Source organism: Cupriavidus sp. 01T418, assembly GCF_056398885.1.
Map to the genome: position 1 here is coordinate 52,951 of NZ_JBFTQG010000005.1, position 16,264 is coordinate 69,214.

13 protein-coding genes are annotated in these 16,264 nt (G+C 63.0%); 12 read left to right on the forward strand and 1 reads right to left on the reverse strand.

The window, feature by feature from the left end; all coding sequences use genetic code 11:
* Positions 1-120: 120 nt before the first annotated feature.
* From AC1DQ3_RS07700 to AC1DQ3_RS07750, 11 genes are all read left to right on the forward strand, one after another.
* A complete protein-coding gene (locus tag AC1DQ3_RS07700) occupies positions 121-945 on the forward strand; it encodes a GntR family transcriptional regulator (RefSeq protein WP_477119587.1) in 825 nt (274 codons plus the stop codon).
* A gap of 167 nt (positions 946-1,112) precedes the next feature.
* Positions 1,113-1,373 carry an SDR family oxidoreductase gene (locus AC1DQ3_RS07705; RefSeq protein WP_477119588.1) on the forward strand — a complete coding sequence of 87 codons (261 nt, stop codon included), beginning with the start codon at positions 1,113-1,115 and terminating at the stop codon, positions 1,371-1,373.
* A 315-nt stretch (positions 1,374-1,688) separates the two neighbouring features.
* Positions 1,689-2,183 carry a YbhB/YbcL family Raf kinase inhibitor-like protein gene (locus tag AC1DQ3_RS07710; protein WP_477119589.1) on the forward strand — a complete coding sequence of 165 codons (495 nt, stop codon included), beginning with the start codon at positions 1,689-1,691 and terminating at the stop codon, positions 2,181-2,183.
* 440 nt (positions 2,184-2,623) lie between these two features.
* Positions 2,624-3,172, forward strand: a complete 549-nt coding sequence (locus AC1DQ3_RS07715) for a 2,4'-dihydroxyacetophenone dioxygenase family protein (protein ID WP_477119590.1) — start codon at positions 2,624-2,626, stop codon at positions 3,170-3,172.
* Between the two features lie 135 nt (positions 3,173-3,307).
* Positions 3,308-4,408, forward strand: coding sequence for an SMP-30/gluconolactonase/LRE family protein (locus AC1DQ3_RS07720; RefSeq protein WP_477119591.1), 1,101 nt, complete (start codon positions 3,308-3,310; stop codon positions 4,406-4,408).
* Positions 4,409-4,576: 168 nt separating this feature from the next.
* The gene (locus tag AC1DQ3_RS07725) at positions 4,577-5,830 is read left to right on the forward strand and encodes a CaiB/BaiF CoA transferase family protein (RefSeq protein ID WP_477119799.1); all 1,254 of its coding nucleotides are present in this window, start codon (positions 4,577-4,579) and stop codon (positions 5,828-5,830) included.
* A complete protein-coding gene (locus AC1DQ3_RS07730; protein ID WP_477119592.1) occupies positions 5,823-6,590 on the forward strand; it encodes an enoyl-CoA hydratase/isomerase family protein in 768 nt (255 codons plus the stop codon). Before AC1DQ3_RS07725 ends, AC1DQ3_RS07730 begins: the two co-directional genes overlap by 8 nt.
* Positions 6,591-6,600: 10 nt before the next feature.
* The gene (locus AC1DQ3_RS07735) at positions 6,601-8,391 is read left to right on the forward strand and encodes an acyclic terpene utilization AtuA family protein (RefSeq protein ID WP_477119593.1); all 1,791 of its coding nucleotides are present in this window, start codon (positions 6,601-6,603) and stop codon (positions 8,389-8,391) included.
* Positions 8,388-9,203, forward strand: a complete 816-nt coding sequence (locus AC1DQ3_RS07740) for a GntR family transcriptional regulator (protein ID WP_477119594.1) — start codon at positions 8,388-8,390, stop codon at positions 9,201-9,203. The genes AC1DQ3_RS07735 and AC1DQ3_RS07740 overlap by 4 nt, the downstream gene beginning before the upstream one ends.
* 39 nt (positions 9,204-9,242) lie before the next feature.
* Positions 9,243-10,004 (forward strand): cupin domain-containing protein, encoded by a 762-nt coding sequence (locus AC1DQ3_RS07745; RefSeq protein ID WP_477119595.1) that lies wholly within the window; start codon positions 9,243-9,245, stop codon positions 10,002-10,004.
* Positions 10,005-10,057: 53 nt separating this feature from the next.
* A complete protein-coding gene (locus tag AC1DQ3_RS07750) occupies positions 10,058-11,050 on the forward strand; it encodes a Bug family tripartite tricarboxylate transporter substrate binding protein (RefSeq protein WP_477119596.1) in 993 nt (330 codons plus the stop codon).
* Between the two features lie 105 nt (positions 11,051-11,155).
* On the opposite strand, the gene AC1DQ3_RS07755 is transcribed toward AC1DQ3_RS07750, so the two are convergent.
* The gene (locus AC1DQ3_RS07755; protein ID WP_477119597.1) at positions 11,156-14,590 is read right to left on the reverse strand and encodes an adenylate/guanylate cyclase domain-containing protein; all 3,435 of its coding nucleotides are present in this window, start codon (positions 14,588-14,590) and stop codon (positions 11,156-11,158) included.
* A gap of 455 nt (positions 14,591-15,045) precedes the next feature.
* On the opposite strand from AC1DQ3_RS07755, the gene AC1DQ3_RS07760 reads away from it, so the two are divergent.
* Positions 15,046-16,185 (forward strand): VOC family protein, encoded by a 1,140-nt coding sequence (locus tag AC1DQ3_RS07760; RefSeq protein ID WP_477119598.1) that lies wholly within the window; start codon positions 15,046-15,048, stop codon positions 16,183-16,185.
* Positions 16,186-16,264 lie beyond the last annotated feature (79 nt).

Sequence of the window (16,264 nt, forward strand, 5' to 3'; positions counted from 1 at the left end):
CCATTGCGCCACATCTCGACCCTACCGTTTCCAGCCGAACAGCGGCCGACGCCTGCTCGCTAAGGGCCAGTCCCGTTCTTCTAGTGCATACTCCAATGTTCTGAATGTCAGGCAATTGGAATGACGGACGATCGAACGACAGGGATTGAGCGGCCGGAGCTGTCGGCTGAACGGGGCGTTGCGCAATATCAGCGGCTGGCTTCGTTGCTGAGGTACCGGATCGCAAAAGGCGAGTATCCGCTCGGCATGTTGCTGCCACCAATCACGGAGCTCGCGGCTGACCTGGGCGTGGCCGTCAATACCGTCCGGCAGTCGTATGAGCTGCTTTCTAAAGAAGGGCTGATTCGTAGCCAGCGAGGCATCGGGACCCACGTGGCGGCCCTGCCCGCCGCCACGGGCGACATCGAATTGGCGATCAACGATCCGTTCGCCGCGCCCGAGGCGCTCGCCTTTGACGTACTCGAAGTCCGGCGCCGCGCCAGGGTGCCGCAGGAACTGCTTGGACCGGGCGACCAGTCGAATGGTGAATACGTCTGTGTCCGCAAGCTGCACACCTATTCCGGCGAACCGTTCTGCTACGCGGAGATCTATGTGTTGACCCCGGTCTTCGAATCCTTGCCCAAGGACACCGCCAAGAACAAAAAGCTTCTCGCCGCGGTGCTCGATGAATTGGGGTCGCGGAGCAAACGTGTGCGACAACGCATGACCGTGATGCCGGCGGATTTTCCGCTGTGCGACATGCTGAAGATCCCGTTTGCCTCACCCGTCGCGAAGATGTCGCGGTGTCTTCTTGACGGCAAAGGCAGCGTGCTGTACGCGGGCATCACTTGGTATCGGGGTGACCGCTACGTCTCAGAGATCGACATCCCCGCGTCCGCATTGAAAACGGTACCCGCCATCACCGAACCGCAACGGCGGGCAGCTAGCGAGCGCAAGCAAGGCTAAAGGCCCTCCTCGTTCAGTCTCTAGGGTAAACAAGGGGCAGAAAAAACCTTTGGGAGCCCTTAACATTCCAACATTAGAACTTTAGGAGATATGCAGTGACATGTAGACCCGGCAGCGCGCTGGTTCTACGCCGTCGCGAGGCCGAAGGCAAGCGGGCTCACGACTCCATGGGACGAAACGCGGAGCCGTTGGCACCCAAGGCTGGCACCGACCATGTCGTGCGCTGTGTGGTCAACAAGTTCGGCCAATTCGGAGTTCGCGCCAATTCGATCTCGCCTGGCATCACTCGCACGCCGATGTCGGGTGACGCCCTGAACATCCCCGAAATATTGCAGGCCTTCGAGGCCTGCTATCCGCGCGGACGTATTGGCACTGTGGACGACGTCGCTGAAGCGGCGCTGTGGTGGCAAGCGACGCCCGCCTCATGACGGGACAGGACCTGCAGGTCAGTGGCGGCCTGACGCTACGCCGCAATCCGACAATCGCGGAAATGGGCGCTGCCTATGCCCGGGCTACGGCGAACCTGTCCACATGATGTGACTCGCAAAAGGCTGTTGGCCGACGAGGGGCGACCGCGCCACCGATACCGGTTCCGATAACCACAAGACGCGTGAGAATGCGCAAGGCATGGGTGCCGCCAGCCTGTTCGAGGTGAGCTGACGGCGATGGGATCGTCCGGAGGCCGCGGGCACCTACAAGCGATACGGCTTTCTGATTATCAAAATCAAGTGAAAGGAAATGGCATGAGCAACTTCACATTAACATCGCCTGAATTCAAGGATCAGGATCCGTTGCAACTGATGCATGAGTTCGATGGCTACGACGGCACCGGCCAGAACCGTTCGCCCGCGCTGCAGTGGCAGGGCGCGCCGGAAGGCACCAAGAGTTTCGCGCTGACGCTGTACGACCCGGACGCGCCCACCGGCAGCGGCTTCTGGCACTGGATCCTGTTCGACATCAATTCGTCCGTCACCCAGCTCGCCGCAGGCCCGGGCTCCAGCGACGGCACTGACCTGGGCGCCAGCGGCACCCAGACCGCCAACGACTACGGCGCCATCGGCTACGGCGGTCCCTGCCCGCCCAAGGGCTTGCCCGCGCACCGCTACATCTTCACCGTGCACGCCCTGGGCGTGCCCAAGCTGGGGTTGCCGGCCAACCCGACCAACGCCGTGGTGCGCTTCTTCATCTACCAGAACACGCTCGCCACGGCCACCCTGACCGGCCTCTACAAACGCTAGATGTCGCGGCGCGTGGTCGACGGCAAAGGCGACGTGCCGCACGCCGGCGTTACCTGGTATCGGGGTGACCGCTACGTCTCAGAGATCGACATCCCCGCATCCTTATTGAAAACGGTACCCGCCATCACCGAACCCCAACAGCGGACAGCTAGCGAGCGCGCGCAAGCAAGGCTAAAGGCCTTGATTCAGTCCCTAGGGTAAACAAGGGGCAGAAAAAACCTTCCACAGCCTCTAAACTTCTAACATTGGAACTTTAGGAGTATTCAGTGACATGCAGGCCCGGCAGCGGTTAGCCTCACCTTTGCGCTGGACGCGTCTATTCCTCCGGCGCGTTGCCGCCGCAGCTCTGAGTTTTCCGCCGGACCGGCGTGCCTCTTCTGTCTCATCAAAGGACGGTTTCCGTCCACTGTTTCACCTCCTCTAACAAACGGAGACAACTCATGAATGCAAGAATTCTCGCGCAGCCCACCACGTCTACCGGCGCCCTGCTGCCCCTGCCCGCCCTGCCGCAGGACAAACTCCTGACCGTCAACATCGAGCAGATCCCGCTGATCAAGGATGTCTTTCCGGGCATCCACATCAAGCCGCTGCGCCTGGACCCGGAGCGCGGAGAGTGGGTCTTCATGGCCATCGTGGAACCCGGTTGTTCCCTGCCGATTCACTACCACACCGGTACGGCGCAGGTATGGACGATCCAGGGCTGCTGGAAGTATCGCGAGTACCCCGACCAGCCGCAGACGGCGGGCTCCTACCTGTATGAGCCCGGCGGCTCGGTGCATACCTTCTACACGCCCGAGGACAACACCGAGGACACGATCACCATCGCCTGGATCGAAGGCGCGCAAGTGAGCTTCAACGAGGACGGCACGTTCCACTCGCTCAATGACGCGCTCTCGATCCAGCACGCGATCCAGACTCTCGCGGCGGCGCGCGGCATCGGACCGGTGCCCTACGTCCGCGGCAACGGCGCCGACKTTATCAAGGAATAAAAAGCGACTGCACCATGGCAGGCCGCTTGTCGGCCTGCGCGGTGCCGTTCCTCTGCTCCTTATAGACCAGCGTCTACGACACCGATCAGTCAATCAGTGACGATCCATCAATCCGCGAGATTGAAAGAGTGCAACATGAGAATGATCAAAGCCCAGAGGATGCCGATACTGCCGATGCTGATGTTGCTCGTGTTGCTGGCGACGCCGCTGGCCGCAAGAGCCTGGGAGCGCGGCAAGGTCGAGACATTCGCCACTTTGCCCCCGGGGGAGGCCCATCCGGAGGGGATCGCCGTGGACCGCGAAGGCAACGTCTACGTCGTCACGGTGGCGGTGGAAAAACCCAGGACAAGCGAGGGCGCGCTGCTTGTGTTCGAACCGCAGGGCAAGCACCTGCGCACTGTCAGCATCAAGGGCTCGAGCCGCATGTTGCTTGACCTCGGCTTCCATCCTCGCACGGGCCAGTTGCTCGTCGTCGACTACCTGGGCGCGAAGGTCCTGAGCGTCGATCCCAGGACGGGTGCCTCGTCCGTGTTCATGACGGTCACCGGCAAGAACCCCGGCCTCGACGGATTGACGTTCGACCCCGCCGGAAACGTCTACGTGACCGACGCCCACCAGGGCATCATCTGGAAGGTCGGCCCCGACGGCGGCGAGGCGTCGGCATGGGTCACCAGCGCGCTGCTGAAGCCCACGCGGATCCCGCCGACCATCGGCGCCAATGGCTTGGCGTTCAACAACAAGACAACGGCCTTGTTCGTCGCCAATACGGCGAACGACATCGTTGTCAAGATACCGCTGACCGGCTCGACGCTTGAGCCCGGCACGCCTGAAGTCTTCGTCAACCGGATCGGCGGCGGACCCGACGGTGTGAAGATCGATGAGCACGACAACCTCTGGATCGCGTGCAACCAGTCCAACGAGATTCTCGTGCTCGAGCCGACGCAGGGGCGGGTGATTGCCAAGCTCGGCGACTTCGATGGCATCGATCGCAAGGGGGCACCCAAAGGCTTTCTCTGGTCGAACAGCCTGGTCTTCCATGGCGGCGACGTGCTTGTCACCAACCTCTCGCTCGATATCGAGACGTCCCTCTCGCAGCTCAGTGACGAGCTTGGCCTGGCGCATCTCGTGGGCAAGAATCTACGCACCATCGATGGTCCGTGGGCGCAACGGGTGAAGATCCACACTATCTCGAAAATCAGGAAGCGGATACCAGAACTCGACGGCGGGCCCCAGTAGACCATCGGCCAGATGTCTCCCCCGTCAGCCAGCGCTCGGCACTTGACCTACCTTCCGCTTATTCGATAGGTCGACTATGTGCTCGGCTGCCGGTTCAACACCGGCCAGGCAGGGAACGGTGGCCTCAGGGCCAGCCGTCTTACATTGACCTACCGAGATGAAATGGATATGAAGAAAAACGAGACAACGGGACCGCTGGCCGGCGTGAAAGTGGTTGACATCACGTCAGTATTCATGGGGCCCTCTGCCACCCAGATGCTGGCAGACCTGGGCGCCGACGTGATCAAGGTCGAGTCGCCGACCGGAGATAGTACGCGCGGCATAGGCCCCTGCGGCGATGAAAAGCTGGGGCCGCTCTTCCTGGGCCTGAACCGCAACAAGCGCAGCATCGTGCTTGACCTGAAAGCGCCTGAGGGGCGCGAGGCCCTGCTTTGCCTGGTACGCGATGCTGACGTGCTGGCCTACAACGTGCGCCCACAGGCCATGCAGCGGCTTGGGCTCGATTATGAAACGCTGTCGGCCATCAATCCGCGCCTGGTCTATGTCGGCATGTTCGGCTTTTCGCAGCGCGGACGCTACGCTCCCCAGGCTGCCTTCGATGATCTGATCCAGGCCGCAACCGGCCTGCCGCTGGCCGTTTCGCTGGGCAGCGGCGACAGTCCTCGATATCTGCCAATCACCATCGCGGATCGCTCGGTGGGGCTCTATGCTTTCGGCGTGATCTGTGCCGCGCTGTATTCGCGGACGAGCACCGGCAAGGGCCAGCGCGTTGATGTCCCGATGTTCGAGACCATGGTTCCCTATGTGATGGGAGACCACCTGTATGGCGAGACCTTCGTTCCGGCAAAGGGCGGCTTCGGCTATCCGCGCCTGCTCTCGCCGGAACGGCGCCCGTACCGGACGAAGGACGGACATGTCTGCTGCCTGATCTATCACGATCATCATTGGCGCGCCTTCCTCCAGGTCATTGGCAAGCCGGAGTTGTACGACACCGATCCGCGCCTCGCCAACATGAACACCCGCACCGCCAACATCACCGAACTGTATGCGATGGTCAGCGACGAAATGGCCAAGCGCACCACCGAGGAATGGCGCACCCTGCTCAAGGAGGCCGATGTTCCGGTCTTTCCGATGCACACGTTCGAGTCGTTGCTGGATGATCCCCATTTGCAGGACATCGGTTTCTTCAGCGAATCGGACCACCCGGCCGTCGGGCGTATCCGGGAGATGGCGGTGCCCAGCGAATGGCATGGCACCCCGCCGACAAGCCGCCGCCACGCACCCGGCCTGGGTGAGCACAGCCGTGAGGTACTGCGTGAGGCCGGCTACGACAACGCCGCCATCGATACGCTGTTCGCGTCAGGCATCTCCAGGGATGGGTCGAAAGCGCAACGAACCGAAGGAGAAACTTCCCATGAATGATGAACTGCTGTGCGAGGTCCGGGACGCAGCACTCTACCTGACCATCAACCGGCCGGAGCGCCGCAATGCCATCACACCGGGGGTGCTGCAGGGACTTCGCGACGGCATCCTGCGCGCCGATCGCGATGCCGACATCCGCGCTGTGGTCATTACGGGAACGGGCGAACAGGCATTCTGTGCCGGCGCCGATCTGCAGACCGGCAAATCGTTCACGTTCGATTACGCGGATCCCTACCAAGGGATGGCCGACCTGTTCCGCTGCGCCAGGCAGTCAACCGTGCCGCTGATCGCGCGGGTCAACGGGGCCTGCATGGCGGGTGGCATGGGACTGATGGCGATGTGCGACCTGGCGATAGCTGGCGAAGGCGCCCGCTTCGGCCTGCCGGAGGTCAAGCTGGGCTTGTTCCCGGCGCAGGTCCTGAGCGTGCTGCAGCACCTGGTGCCACGTCGCACGCTCACCGAATTGTGCCTGTGCGGCGAGCCACTGTCCGCGAGGGAAGCGCTGGCCGCCGGACTGCTCAACTACGTCAGCGACGATCTCGACGCGGAGATGGACCGTTTGCTGACCCGCATGCTGAACAATTCGCCCGCCGCCATCCGTCGGGGGCTGTACACGCTCAAGCATATGGAAATCATGTCGTTCGAGCAGTCCATGGCGTTCACGGAAAGCCAGATAGGGCTGTTTGCACTGACCGAGGACGCGCGCGAAGGCCAGCTGGCATTCCGCGAGAAACGCCAGCCCAAGTGGACTGGCAGATAGGGAGATGGGCATGGACGCAAAAAGGGTACGCATTGGCGGTGCTTCTGGCTTCTGGGGCGACAGCAGCGTCGGCGCGCCACAGCTTGTGCGCCACGGCGATATCGATTACCTGGTGTTCGACTATCTGGCCGAACTGACCATGTCGATTCTGGCCGCTGCCAGATTGCGCAAACCGGAACTGGGTTACGCCACCGACTTCGTGACGGTGACAATGAAGGCCCTGATCGGAGAGATCGCCGCACGCGGGATCCGCGTGGTCAGCAACGCAGGTGGCATGAACCCGCACGGGTGTGCGCAGGCCATTGCCGCGCTGGCGGCGGAACAGGGCGTGGCGCTGCGCATTGCCGTGGTGGAAGGCGATGACGTGATGCCCCTGCTTCCCCAGTTGCGCGAAGCCGGTGTGCAAGACATGCAGCAAGGCCGCCCCTTGCCAGAGCACGTGGTCAGCGCCAATGCCTATCTGGGCGCGTTGCCGATCAGGCAGGCGCTGGACCAGGGGGCCCAGATCGTCATCACCGGACGCTGCGTGGACAGTGCCGTGACACTCGGCGTGCTGATGCACGAGTTCGGCTGGCATGCGGACGACTATGATCGCCTGGCCCAAGGCAGTCTGGCCGGCCACATCATCGAGTGTGGGTGCCAGGCAACGGGCGGCTTGCATACCGACTGGGAAAGCGTCCCGGACTGGCACGACATCGGCTATCCGGTGGTCGAGTGCCGTGCCGACGGCACCTTCGTTGTCGGCAAGCCCCCCGCCACCGGGGGACTGGTCAATACCGCCACGGTCGGCGAGCAGGTGCTCTACGAGATCGGCGACCCGGCCACCTACCTGCTGCCAGACGTCACCTGCGATTTCACGCAGGTAACCCTTCGGCAGGCCGCACCGGACCTGGTGGAAGTCAGCGGCGCACGCGGGCGGGCCCCGAGCAATGCCTACAAAGTCTGTGCCACCTATGTCGACGGCTTTCGCTGCAACGCGCAGCTTTCCATCGTCGGCGTCGACGCGGTCGCCAAGGCGGAACGCACGGCGGAGGCGATCCTCGCCCGCACGCGCAAGCTTTTCGGGGAGAACGGTTGGGGGGACTACAGTCGCACCCGGATCGAGGTGCTGGGAGCAGAGTCCTGCTTTGGGCCACATGCTGCCGTCCGGCACACCCGCGAGGCGGTGATGCGGTTGGCGGTCATGCATCCCGAGAAGGCGGCGCTGGAACTGTTCGCACGGGAAATTGCCGCGGCGGGGACCAGTTGGGCGCCGGGCACGACGGGCTCGGCTGGTGGGCGTTCCAGTCCCTCGCCATCGATCCGCCAGTATGCATTCCTGCTCGACAAGAGCGCCCTGACCCCGGCAGTGGTGATGAGCGGCGTACGCAGCGGCGTCACCATTCCTTCAGGCAGCGCGTCGGCACCGGTCGCGCCCGCGGCACCTGAAGTCGCTGAACAAACGGGCGCCGGTCCTGCGGAACGCGATACCGTCGAAGTTCCGCTGATACGGCTTGCCTATGGCCGTAGCGGCGACAAGGGGGATACTTCGAACATCGGGCTGATCGCCCGCCGCCGGGCGTACCTGCCCGTGCTCCGGGCCGAAGTGACGGTGGCGCGCGTGGCGGACTGGCTTGGGTACCTGGTGAAGGGGCCGGTGACATGCTATGACCTGCCCGGCTTCGACGCCATGAACTTTGTCTGCGAGTCGGCCCTGGATGGCGGCGGCATGGCGTCGCTGCGGAACGATCCGCTCGGAAAGGGCATGGCGCAGATCCTGCTGACCATGCCAGTGCGTGTGCCGCGGGAGCTGTTGTCATGACGAGAAATGCGTCCAACGCAGCTGCCAACGAGAGCGTCATTCTCGCTGACGACGGCACCGGTGGCGTGACGCGATATCGACAACTGGCCAGCGTCATCCGACACAGGATCGTTTCGGGCGAGTACCCGGTGGGCATGCAGTTGCCAACCGTGGATAGCCTCGCGCAAACCTATGGGGTCGCCAAAGTCACCGTGCGCCAGGCCTTTGCCGCCCTGACAGAGGAGGGTCTGGTCAGCAGCCAGCGAGGTCGTGGCACGCACGTCATCAAGCAGCCATCAGAACCGGGACAAGGGCTGCGCTCCGCCATCAATGACGAATCAGCCCATGGCAGCGAGTTGGAAATCCGCATCCTGGAAATGCGCGAGGGCGTGGCGTTGCGGCCGGACCTGGTCCGGCGCGGCACGCCGCTGGACAGTTATGTGATGGTGCGCAAACTGCATATGCATGGCGGCACGCCATTTTGCCTGATCGAGATGTATGTAGCCTCGTCGGTCTTTGCCCGCTTTCCCCGCGGTGGCGAAAAGCACCACAAGCTCGGTCATCTGCTCCGCCAGGTCGAAGGCGACCGCCTTGGCATGATGCAGCAGACCATGACGGTCGAGCCGGCCGACTATATCCTGGCACGCGATCTCGGCTATGGCTTCGGGGCGCCAATCGCCAGGATCGTCCGATCGACGCTGGACGTCGACGGCAATGTGCTTCTGGCAGGGCAATTCTGGTATCGCGGCGATCGTTTCATCCTGGATGTGGAGATGCCAGCCAAGCTGACCGAGCATTACCCGGCGCTGGCCATCCCCGACAGCCGCCGCTGAGCGCGACAGACTTCACCATTCGAACAAGGAGACATCGGCATGACATCACCCTTTGTACGGAGGGCCACCGACGTGGCCGCGTACGCACCGGCCAACCACACCGGAACGGCGAACCAGCGCATCATCGGCAAGGAGACTGTCGGCGCGCGCCGCCTCGAAGTCCTGCTGGGTACGATTTCCCGAGGCCACGGCGCGTTGCCGCATGCACACCCGGACCTCGAGCAGGCGTCGTTCCTGCTCGCCGGCGAGGGTATCGGCGAACTACCCGGAAAGCAGCGCATCTTGCGCGCGGGGGACTGGAGCTTCAATGCGGCCGGCGTCTTCCATCGCTTCGAGGTCATCAGCGACGAACCGGTACAGGTGATGGTGGTCTACGCTCCGCCATACAGCGAAAACCCGAACGCAGCGGTGACCGCGAGCGGCCCGGACGACCCGCGCCTTCAGGCCGGTGCCGCCGATGTCCGCGACGTTCCAGTCAGCACCGAAGCGATCGAGCTGCCGCACTACCGTGGCGCGCTCGCCAGGCCGGTCATCACACGCCAGACCGTCGATTCCCGGTTTCTCGACATCTACATGGTCGACCTTGACCCAGATGGCGGCGCCGAGCCGCACAGGCTTGGCGAGACCGAGCAGGTGCTCTTCGTGCGTAGCGGCACGATCCACGGGCGCATCGAAGGCGAGCGCTTCGCCGCCGGGGCCGGGGAGTGGGCCTACATTCCCGACGGAGCCGAGCTCAGCCTCGAATCGGCAGGCGGAATGCGCGAGCTGATCGTCATTCGCGCACACGATCCGCTGACCTGACGCCAGCTCGGCCAAGTGAATCAATCAGATCCCACGATGCGGGAGGAGACAAGATGACCCAGCGATTTCCCCGGCGACGCATGCTCGCCCTGCTGTCCGGACTAGCCGCTGCTTGCGCGGCGTCGCAACTGGTGTGGGCAACTGGCCTGAACGAGTATCCGGACAAACCGATCCGTGTGGTGGTGCCGTTCCCTGCGGGAAGCGGCACGGACAACACCGCTCGCTACATCGCGCGGAACATCACCGCCCAGACCGGCCAGTCCGTCGTCGTGGAAAACCGCCCCGGTGCCAACGGGTTCATCGCGGCCACGGCGGTCGCGAGAGCGCCCGGAGATGGCTACACGATGCTCATCACGACAAATACCACCCATGCAGCCAATGCATCCCTGTTCAGGAAGCTGCCCTATGATCCCATCAAGGACTACGCGCCGGTGTCGTTGATCGCCAAGAGCGGATTGGTCTTGGTGGTGCCATTCGACAGCCCGGTGCAGAAGGTGGCAGAACTGACCACGCTGGCGAAAAGCCGGCAAGGCAAGATGACCTTCGCCAGCGGCAGTTCCTCCACCCGGGTCGCCGGTGAGCTCTACAAGATCATGAGCGGCGCACCGGCACTGCATGTGCCGTACAAGGGCGTGCCGCAGGCCCTGACCGACTTGATGGGCCACCAGGTCGACTTCATGATTTCCGACATCAATCCTGCCCTGCCCCTGATCCAGAACGGCAAGCTGCGCCCAGTCGCCGTGACCACGTCCAGGCGCCATCCCCTGCTCGACAATGTCCCGACCATGGCGGAAAGCGGCCTGCCGGGGTACGAGATGACGGCTTGGGTTGCTGCCTTCTTCCCTGCCGCCACGCCAAAACCGGTCATCGCGCGTATGAGCCAGCTGATTCGACAGGGGCTGACCAGCCCGGCGGCTACCGAACATTTCAGCCAGACAGGAGGCCAACCCTCCCCATCGACGCCAGAAGAATTGGCGGCGTTCGTGCGCAGCGAAACCGCGAAATGGGCCGAGGTGATCAAAGCCGCCGGCATCCAGCCGGAATAGCCCGCGCCTGCGGCGGCTGCCTCCCCAAGCGCCTGAGGGACCTGCATCGATCCAAAGGCAGCCGCTTGTCGTCGGCGGACGCCTCCGCGAGCCTGGTCAGGCCGCTTACGTCAGCTCTTCCAACAGGACTTTGGCATCTTGCCAGTCGACGGTCTCGAATCCCTCGGTGAACGTGCCATGAATGCCAGCCAGGATCGAGCGCGCAGCATCCGTCTTGCCGCAGCGTTGCCATAACCGGGCCACGCTCAGCGCGCCTTTCAGCTCGACTGACCTGGCGCCCTGGTCATGCGCAATGGCAATTGCCGCCTGAAAACAGGCTTCCGCTTCTTTGGCCCTGGTGGACGGGCCGGCTTCGTCGCCAGATAACGTCAGAATCAGTTCCCCCTTGAGCCGAAGCAGAATCGGCTCAGCGAACCGCTCGCCCGTGTTCGTCACCAGAGCCAGCGCCTCAGTCAGCACACCAAGCCCTGCCTCGGCTTGTCCTGCCTTTCCATAAGCATTGGCGAGCAGTGCCAGAAGCCTCGGCCGACCCAATGCCGCTCCGGTGGCTTCATGGGCGCGGAGGCCTTGATGTATTTGCGCGATGCCCTCCGCATGACTACCCTGCTCGGCCAGCGCCCAGCCGCGCAGGATCGTTCCCCAACCCAGATAGAGGGGGAACCCCTGTTCGCTCGAAAGCGCGATGGCGGCGTCTGCATACTCCCGCGCCATTTGCACTTCGCCGCGGTACTGGTGCAATTCGGCCGCGAAGATCAGGCACAAGGCAAGGCCGAACGGATCAGAGGACTTTCTGGCCAGCGCCAGCGCTTCCTCGCTGCGCGCGCGCGACTGGTCCGGCAAGCCCAGAAACCAGAGCGTCCAGCTCAATGTGCTCCGGATATGAAGGGCGAGGTTCGGCGCATAACGTAGAAGTTTGCTGTATGTTTGCCGATCGGGGCGGTGCAGTGCCAGCGCCTGCTCCATGTGGGTCCGGGCCATCCTGATCTCGCCCAGCCGGAACAAGGTGGCGCCGAGAATGCGGTGCGCCTCCGCGAGTTGTTCCGGATCTTGTTTATCCTGCGCGAGACCGAGCAGCCGCTGCGCCAGGGCGTGTGCCGTACTGAGTTGCGCACGCAATAGATAAAACGACCACAGTCCCAACTGCGCAGAGAAGATCTGTGGTAATTCCCCGCCCTGTTCGCACAAGGCTAATGCACGTGTGTAGGTCTCCTCCACCTCTGGCGCACCATAGCCTCGAGCGGCCATCCAGGCAGGACCGAGGCTATGGAGCAGGGTGAGTTCCTCGCGTGCGCGTTCGGGGGAATTTGCCACGGACTTGAGCAGTTCGAGGGCCGCGCTGAGATGATGGATCGCTTCGAGCTGTGCTGAACGTTGCAAGGCCTGCTGGGCCGCCAGATGCAGGTATTCGATGGCCTTCGGCACATTGCCACTCTTGCTGTAATGGTGAGCCAGTTCGCTGCAATAGTCCTTCAGCCGGCCTGGAAACAGTGTCTCGATGGCCCGGGCCGTGCGTTCATGCAGCGCACTGCGCTGACCGGTCAGCAGGGAGTTGGCGGCCACCTCCTGGGTAAGCGCGTGTTTGAAAGCGTACTCCACTTCCGGGAATGCGGGACGCTCGTAAACGAAATCGCCGGCCTGGAGATCCCCCAGAAGCGGGCGCAGTTCCTCTTCCGATTGCGCGGTGACATGCTGGATCAAACTTAAGGGAAACTCTTTGCTGATGATCGCAAGGGTCTGCAGCAAGTCCTTCTGGGCGACGGGAAGCCGGTCGATACGAGCGGCAAGCACGCCCTGCACTGTCGTCGGAATATGAAGTGACAAAGGGGCGTTCTCGATCCGGTAGCTGCCGGGCTGGCCAAGCAAGACGCTCTCCTCGGCCAGCGTCTTGACGACTTCCTCCATAAAGAACGGGTTGCCCTCCGTCTTCGCCCGGATAAGCAGTTTCAGGGACATGAGCGAGGGATGGTCTCCCAGCAGGGCCGTGAGCAGGCCCTGTGCCTCCGCTTGCCCCAGCGGTTCCAGTTGCAATTGGGTGTAGTAAAGTTTCCCGCCCCAGTCATGCGCGTATTCCGGGCGGTAGTTGACGAGCAGAAGCAAGCTGGTGCCCGGCACATGCTCGATGAGGATATCGAGAAAGGCCTCGGTCTCGCTGTCCAGCCATTGCAAGTCTTCGAACAAGACCATCAGCGGCTGATTCTGGCTCTCACGCACCAGTAGCCGTGCAATGGCTTCGAAGGTACGCTGGCGCCGGATGGTGGCGTCCATCGTGGGCAGCGCCGAGCCCGCTTCGCTGATATCGAGCAGGTAAAGCAGATAGGGAAGATGGTCCTCCAGTGCGCGATCCAGGTTCAGCAACTTGCCGGTGACTTTCTCACGACACAGCCGTTCGTCATCCTGCGCGGTGATCTGAAAGTAGTTTCTCAGCAAGTCGATCAAAGGCAGATAGGGAAACGCCTTGCCATGCGAAACCGAGAAGGTTTCGAGCACCATGCAGCCCTGCTTCGAGCGTGCCTTGAATTCGTGGAACAGACGCGACTTGCCAACACCCGCCTCGCCCACCACCCCGACGATCTGCCCTTGCCCCGCCTTGGCCGACTCCGACGCCTCATGCAAGCGCTCCAATTCGGCCTGACGGCCGACGAACCGCGCCAGACCGCGATGCGCCGCCACTTGCAGGCGCGTGCGCAATGCGCCAAGCCCGAGTACCTCATAGACCGCAAGCGGCTCCCGAACGCCCTTTACGTGCGTGGTCCCGAGGGTCTTGAACTCGAAGTACCCCTCGGTCAGCTTATGGGTCGATTCGCTGACGAGGATCGACGACGGTGTTGCGACGCCTTCCATCCGGGAAGCGATATGGATCGTGTGCCCCACCGGGTCGTAGTCCGCGCGCAAGTCATCCTTGCGGATCGAGCGCACCACCACTTCGCCGGTATGGATGCCGACCCGGATCTGCAGCGGGACACCCTGCTCCAGACGGAACCGCTCACCATGGCGGCGCATCATTTCCTGCATGCGCAGCGCCGCGTACAACGCCCGCAAGGGGTGGTCCTCGTGGGCGATCGGTGCGCCGAACAGCGCCAGGATGCCGTCGCCCAGGGATTTGGCAACGTATCCCTCGTAGTGATGCACGGCCTCCATCATCAGCACGATCACGGGGTCGATCAGCCCGCGTGCTTCTTCGGGGTCCAGGTCCTGGATCAAGGCGGTCGAGCCGGCCATGTCCGCAAACAGCGCCGTAATGGTCTTGCGTTCGCCGGCAGCCTGTCCCCTGGCCTCCATCGCGGCCTGCTCGGCGAGGATGCGTTCGGCAAGATGGCGCGGCGTGTAAAAAACCGGTGCGGGGACAGCCGGCATTGGCACTGCGGCAGCGACCGGCGTTGCGGCCAGCGCCGTCATGGGCGCGCCGCAGGAACCGCAGAACTTTGCTGTGGGGCCGGACTCATGGCCGCATTGCGGGCAGACCGGCGCAAGCCTTCGCCCGCACTCCTCGCAGAATTTTCCTCCCACGGGGTTCTCGAACCCGCATTTTGTGCAGCGCATATCGCCCTCTGACAGCCTTCGCCTGCCACGAACTCATTAGAAGCGTAATGACCGCCCGTCGCAAGATACAGGTTACCGAAAGTGTCGCTCAACGAACAGGTTTGCACCGAAACAAAGGTGCCCGCGCCCGGGCAGCCAGACGGCGTGGCCACCAATGTGTATCAGGAGGTCCTTGTGGCAACTACGGCTCATATTGCAGCCGGCGTGCAATCCCTTGGCCGCTAGACGTAAAACGCCCCGCACATTGCGCACGACCAGCCCACCTTGACGCACCATCTAGGTGTTAACGATGTATCCGTCATTATGACAGCTATACTATTATCACGCCCATGAACGAGGTCGCTTGACCTCGCGTTCCGACGTCGCAAGCGCCGTGGCGCCTCCTTGGCAGCAGCTGCGCGCACGGCGTCGATCCAAGACAATCACAAACGGACCGCTCAGCGGTTGAAGACCTCATGCCCAAATCGACTGTAATGCTCCGCCAGACGGAGTCTTACCCGGAGAGCCGGCTGCCACCTGGCGTGCAACGGCTCACTCGCCCAAAGCCGTTCGGTAGAGCCGTGGAACTGGCGTTCCTTCGCTGGGAAAAGAAGGACCTGGCAGCGACCGAGCGCTTCTGGCGCGATTTCGGCTTGCACGTGGCCAGCGACTCGCCTGAGCGGCTCACGGCCCGTGGCGTCGGGACGGCTCCCTGCATTGCGGTGGCCGAACGTTCGGCGGTGAGCCGCTTCGTCGGGCCCGCCTTTCGCATGTCGGACGATACCGACTTGAATCGGTACGTCGATCGCTTTGACGCCAAGTGGTTGTCCGAACAGCAGATTCCCGGAGGCGGGCGCGGTGTCGAGCTATTCGATCCTTCCGGGCGCAGTGTCTGGCTCGTGCAAGGCACGCAGCGTGTCGAACCCTTGCCCATGCGCCCGCCCATGACATTGACCAACACGGCGCAACATGCGCCGCGAGTCAACCGCACCGTTCGCACCCCGATTGAGCCGGCCAGCATTGTGCGGCTGGGTCATGTTGTATTTCAAACCGTGGACTTTGCCGCCATGGCGGCGTGGTACATGACCGTACTCGGCGTCATTCCGACCGATGTGCAGTACCTCGCGGATGGCAGTCCCAACCTGGCCTTCTGCCGGCTCGACCTTGGGCAGGCGCCAGCCGAACACCACACCCTCGTACTGGTGGGTGGCATCGAAGAGAAATACGAGCACAGCGCGTACGAAGTCATCGATCTCGATGCGCTCGGGCAAGGTCAACAGGTGCTGCGTGCGCAAGGCCATTCGCACGTGTGGGGCATCGGGCGGCACTTGCTGGGAAGCCAGTTGTTCGACTACTGGCGCGATCCGGACGGTTTCGAGCTGGAGCACTACACCGACGGGGATCTGTTCACCGCGGATTTCGAAACCGCTTACTCGCCGCTTGAATTCAGCGGCATCTGGGCCTGGGGCGCCGACGCACCGGCTTCCATGAAACCAAGAAAGACTTTGCGCAATGTGCTGAAGGTGCTGAGGCTGGTACGGCGCAAGGCGATTGCGCCGGCGCGGCTCAAGCTGATCCAGACAGCGCTGGGCGCACCCGCCAGGCCCTGGCTTTAGAACCAAGCAATTCCCTAGGAAGTGTCATGTCTCGTACCGTAATTCGCTACATCCATACGGATGGCCCGCAATGGGGCAT

What these genes read in the sequence shown, in the direction of transcription:
- AC1DQ3_RS07725 (WP_477119799.1), top strand. Translation starts at nt 4,577, where the DNA reads ATGAAGAAAAACGAGACAACGGGACCGCTGGCCGGCGTGAAAGTGGTT.
- AC1DQ3_RS07750 (WP_477119596.1), top strand. Translation starts at nt 10,058, where the DNA reads ATGACCCAGCGATTTCCCCGGCGACGCATGCTCGCCCTGCTGTCCGGA.
- AC1DQ3_RS07710 (WP_477119589.1), top strand. Translation starts at nt 1,689, where the DNA reads ATGAGCAACTTCACATTAACATCGCCTGAATTCAAGGATCAGGATCCG.
- AC1DQ3_RS07760 (WP_477119598.1), top strand. Translation starts at nt 15,046, where the DNA reads ATGCCCAAATCGACTGTAATGCTCCGCCAGACGGAGTCTTACCCGGAG.
- AC1DQ3_RS07745 (WP_477119595.1), top strand. Translation starts at nt 9,243, where the DNA reads ATGACATCACCCTTTGTACGGAGGGCCACCGACGTGGCCGCGTACGCA.
- AC1DQ3_RS07705 (WP_477119588.1), top strand. Translation starts at nt 1,113, where the DNA reads ATGGGACGAAACGCGGAGCCGTTGGCACCCAAGGCTGGCACCGACCAT.
- AC1DQ3_RS07740 (WP_477119594.1), top strand. Translation starts at nt 8,388, where the DNA reads ATGACGAGAAATGCGTCCAACGCAGCTGCCAACGAGAGCGTCATTCTC.
- AC1DQ3_RS07720 (WP_477119591.1), top strand. Translation starts at nt 3,308, where the DNA reads ATGAGAATGATCAAAGCCCAGAGGATGCCGATACTGCCGATGCTGATG.
- AC1DQ3_RS07730 (WP_477119592.1), top strand. Translation starts at nt 5,823, where the DNA reads ATGAATGATGAACTGCTGTGCGAGGTCCGGGACGCAGCACTCTACCTG.
- AC1DQ3_RS07700 (WP_477119587.1), top strand. Translation starts at nt 121, where the DNA reads ATGACGGACGATCGAACGACAGGGATTGAGCGGCCGGAGCTGTCGGCT.
- AC1DQ3_RS07755 (WP_477119597.1), bottom strand. Translation starts at nt 14,590, where the DNA reads ATGCGCTGCACAAAATGCGGGTTCGAGAACCCCGTGGGAGGAAAATTC.
- AC1DQ3_RS07735 (WP_477119593.1), top strand. Translation starts at nt 6,601, where the DNA reads ATGGACGCAAAAAGGGTACGCATTGGCGGTGCTTCTGGCTTCTGGGGC.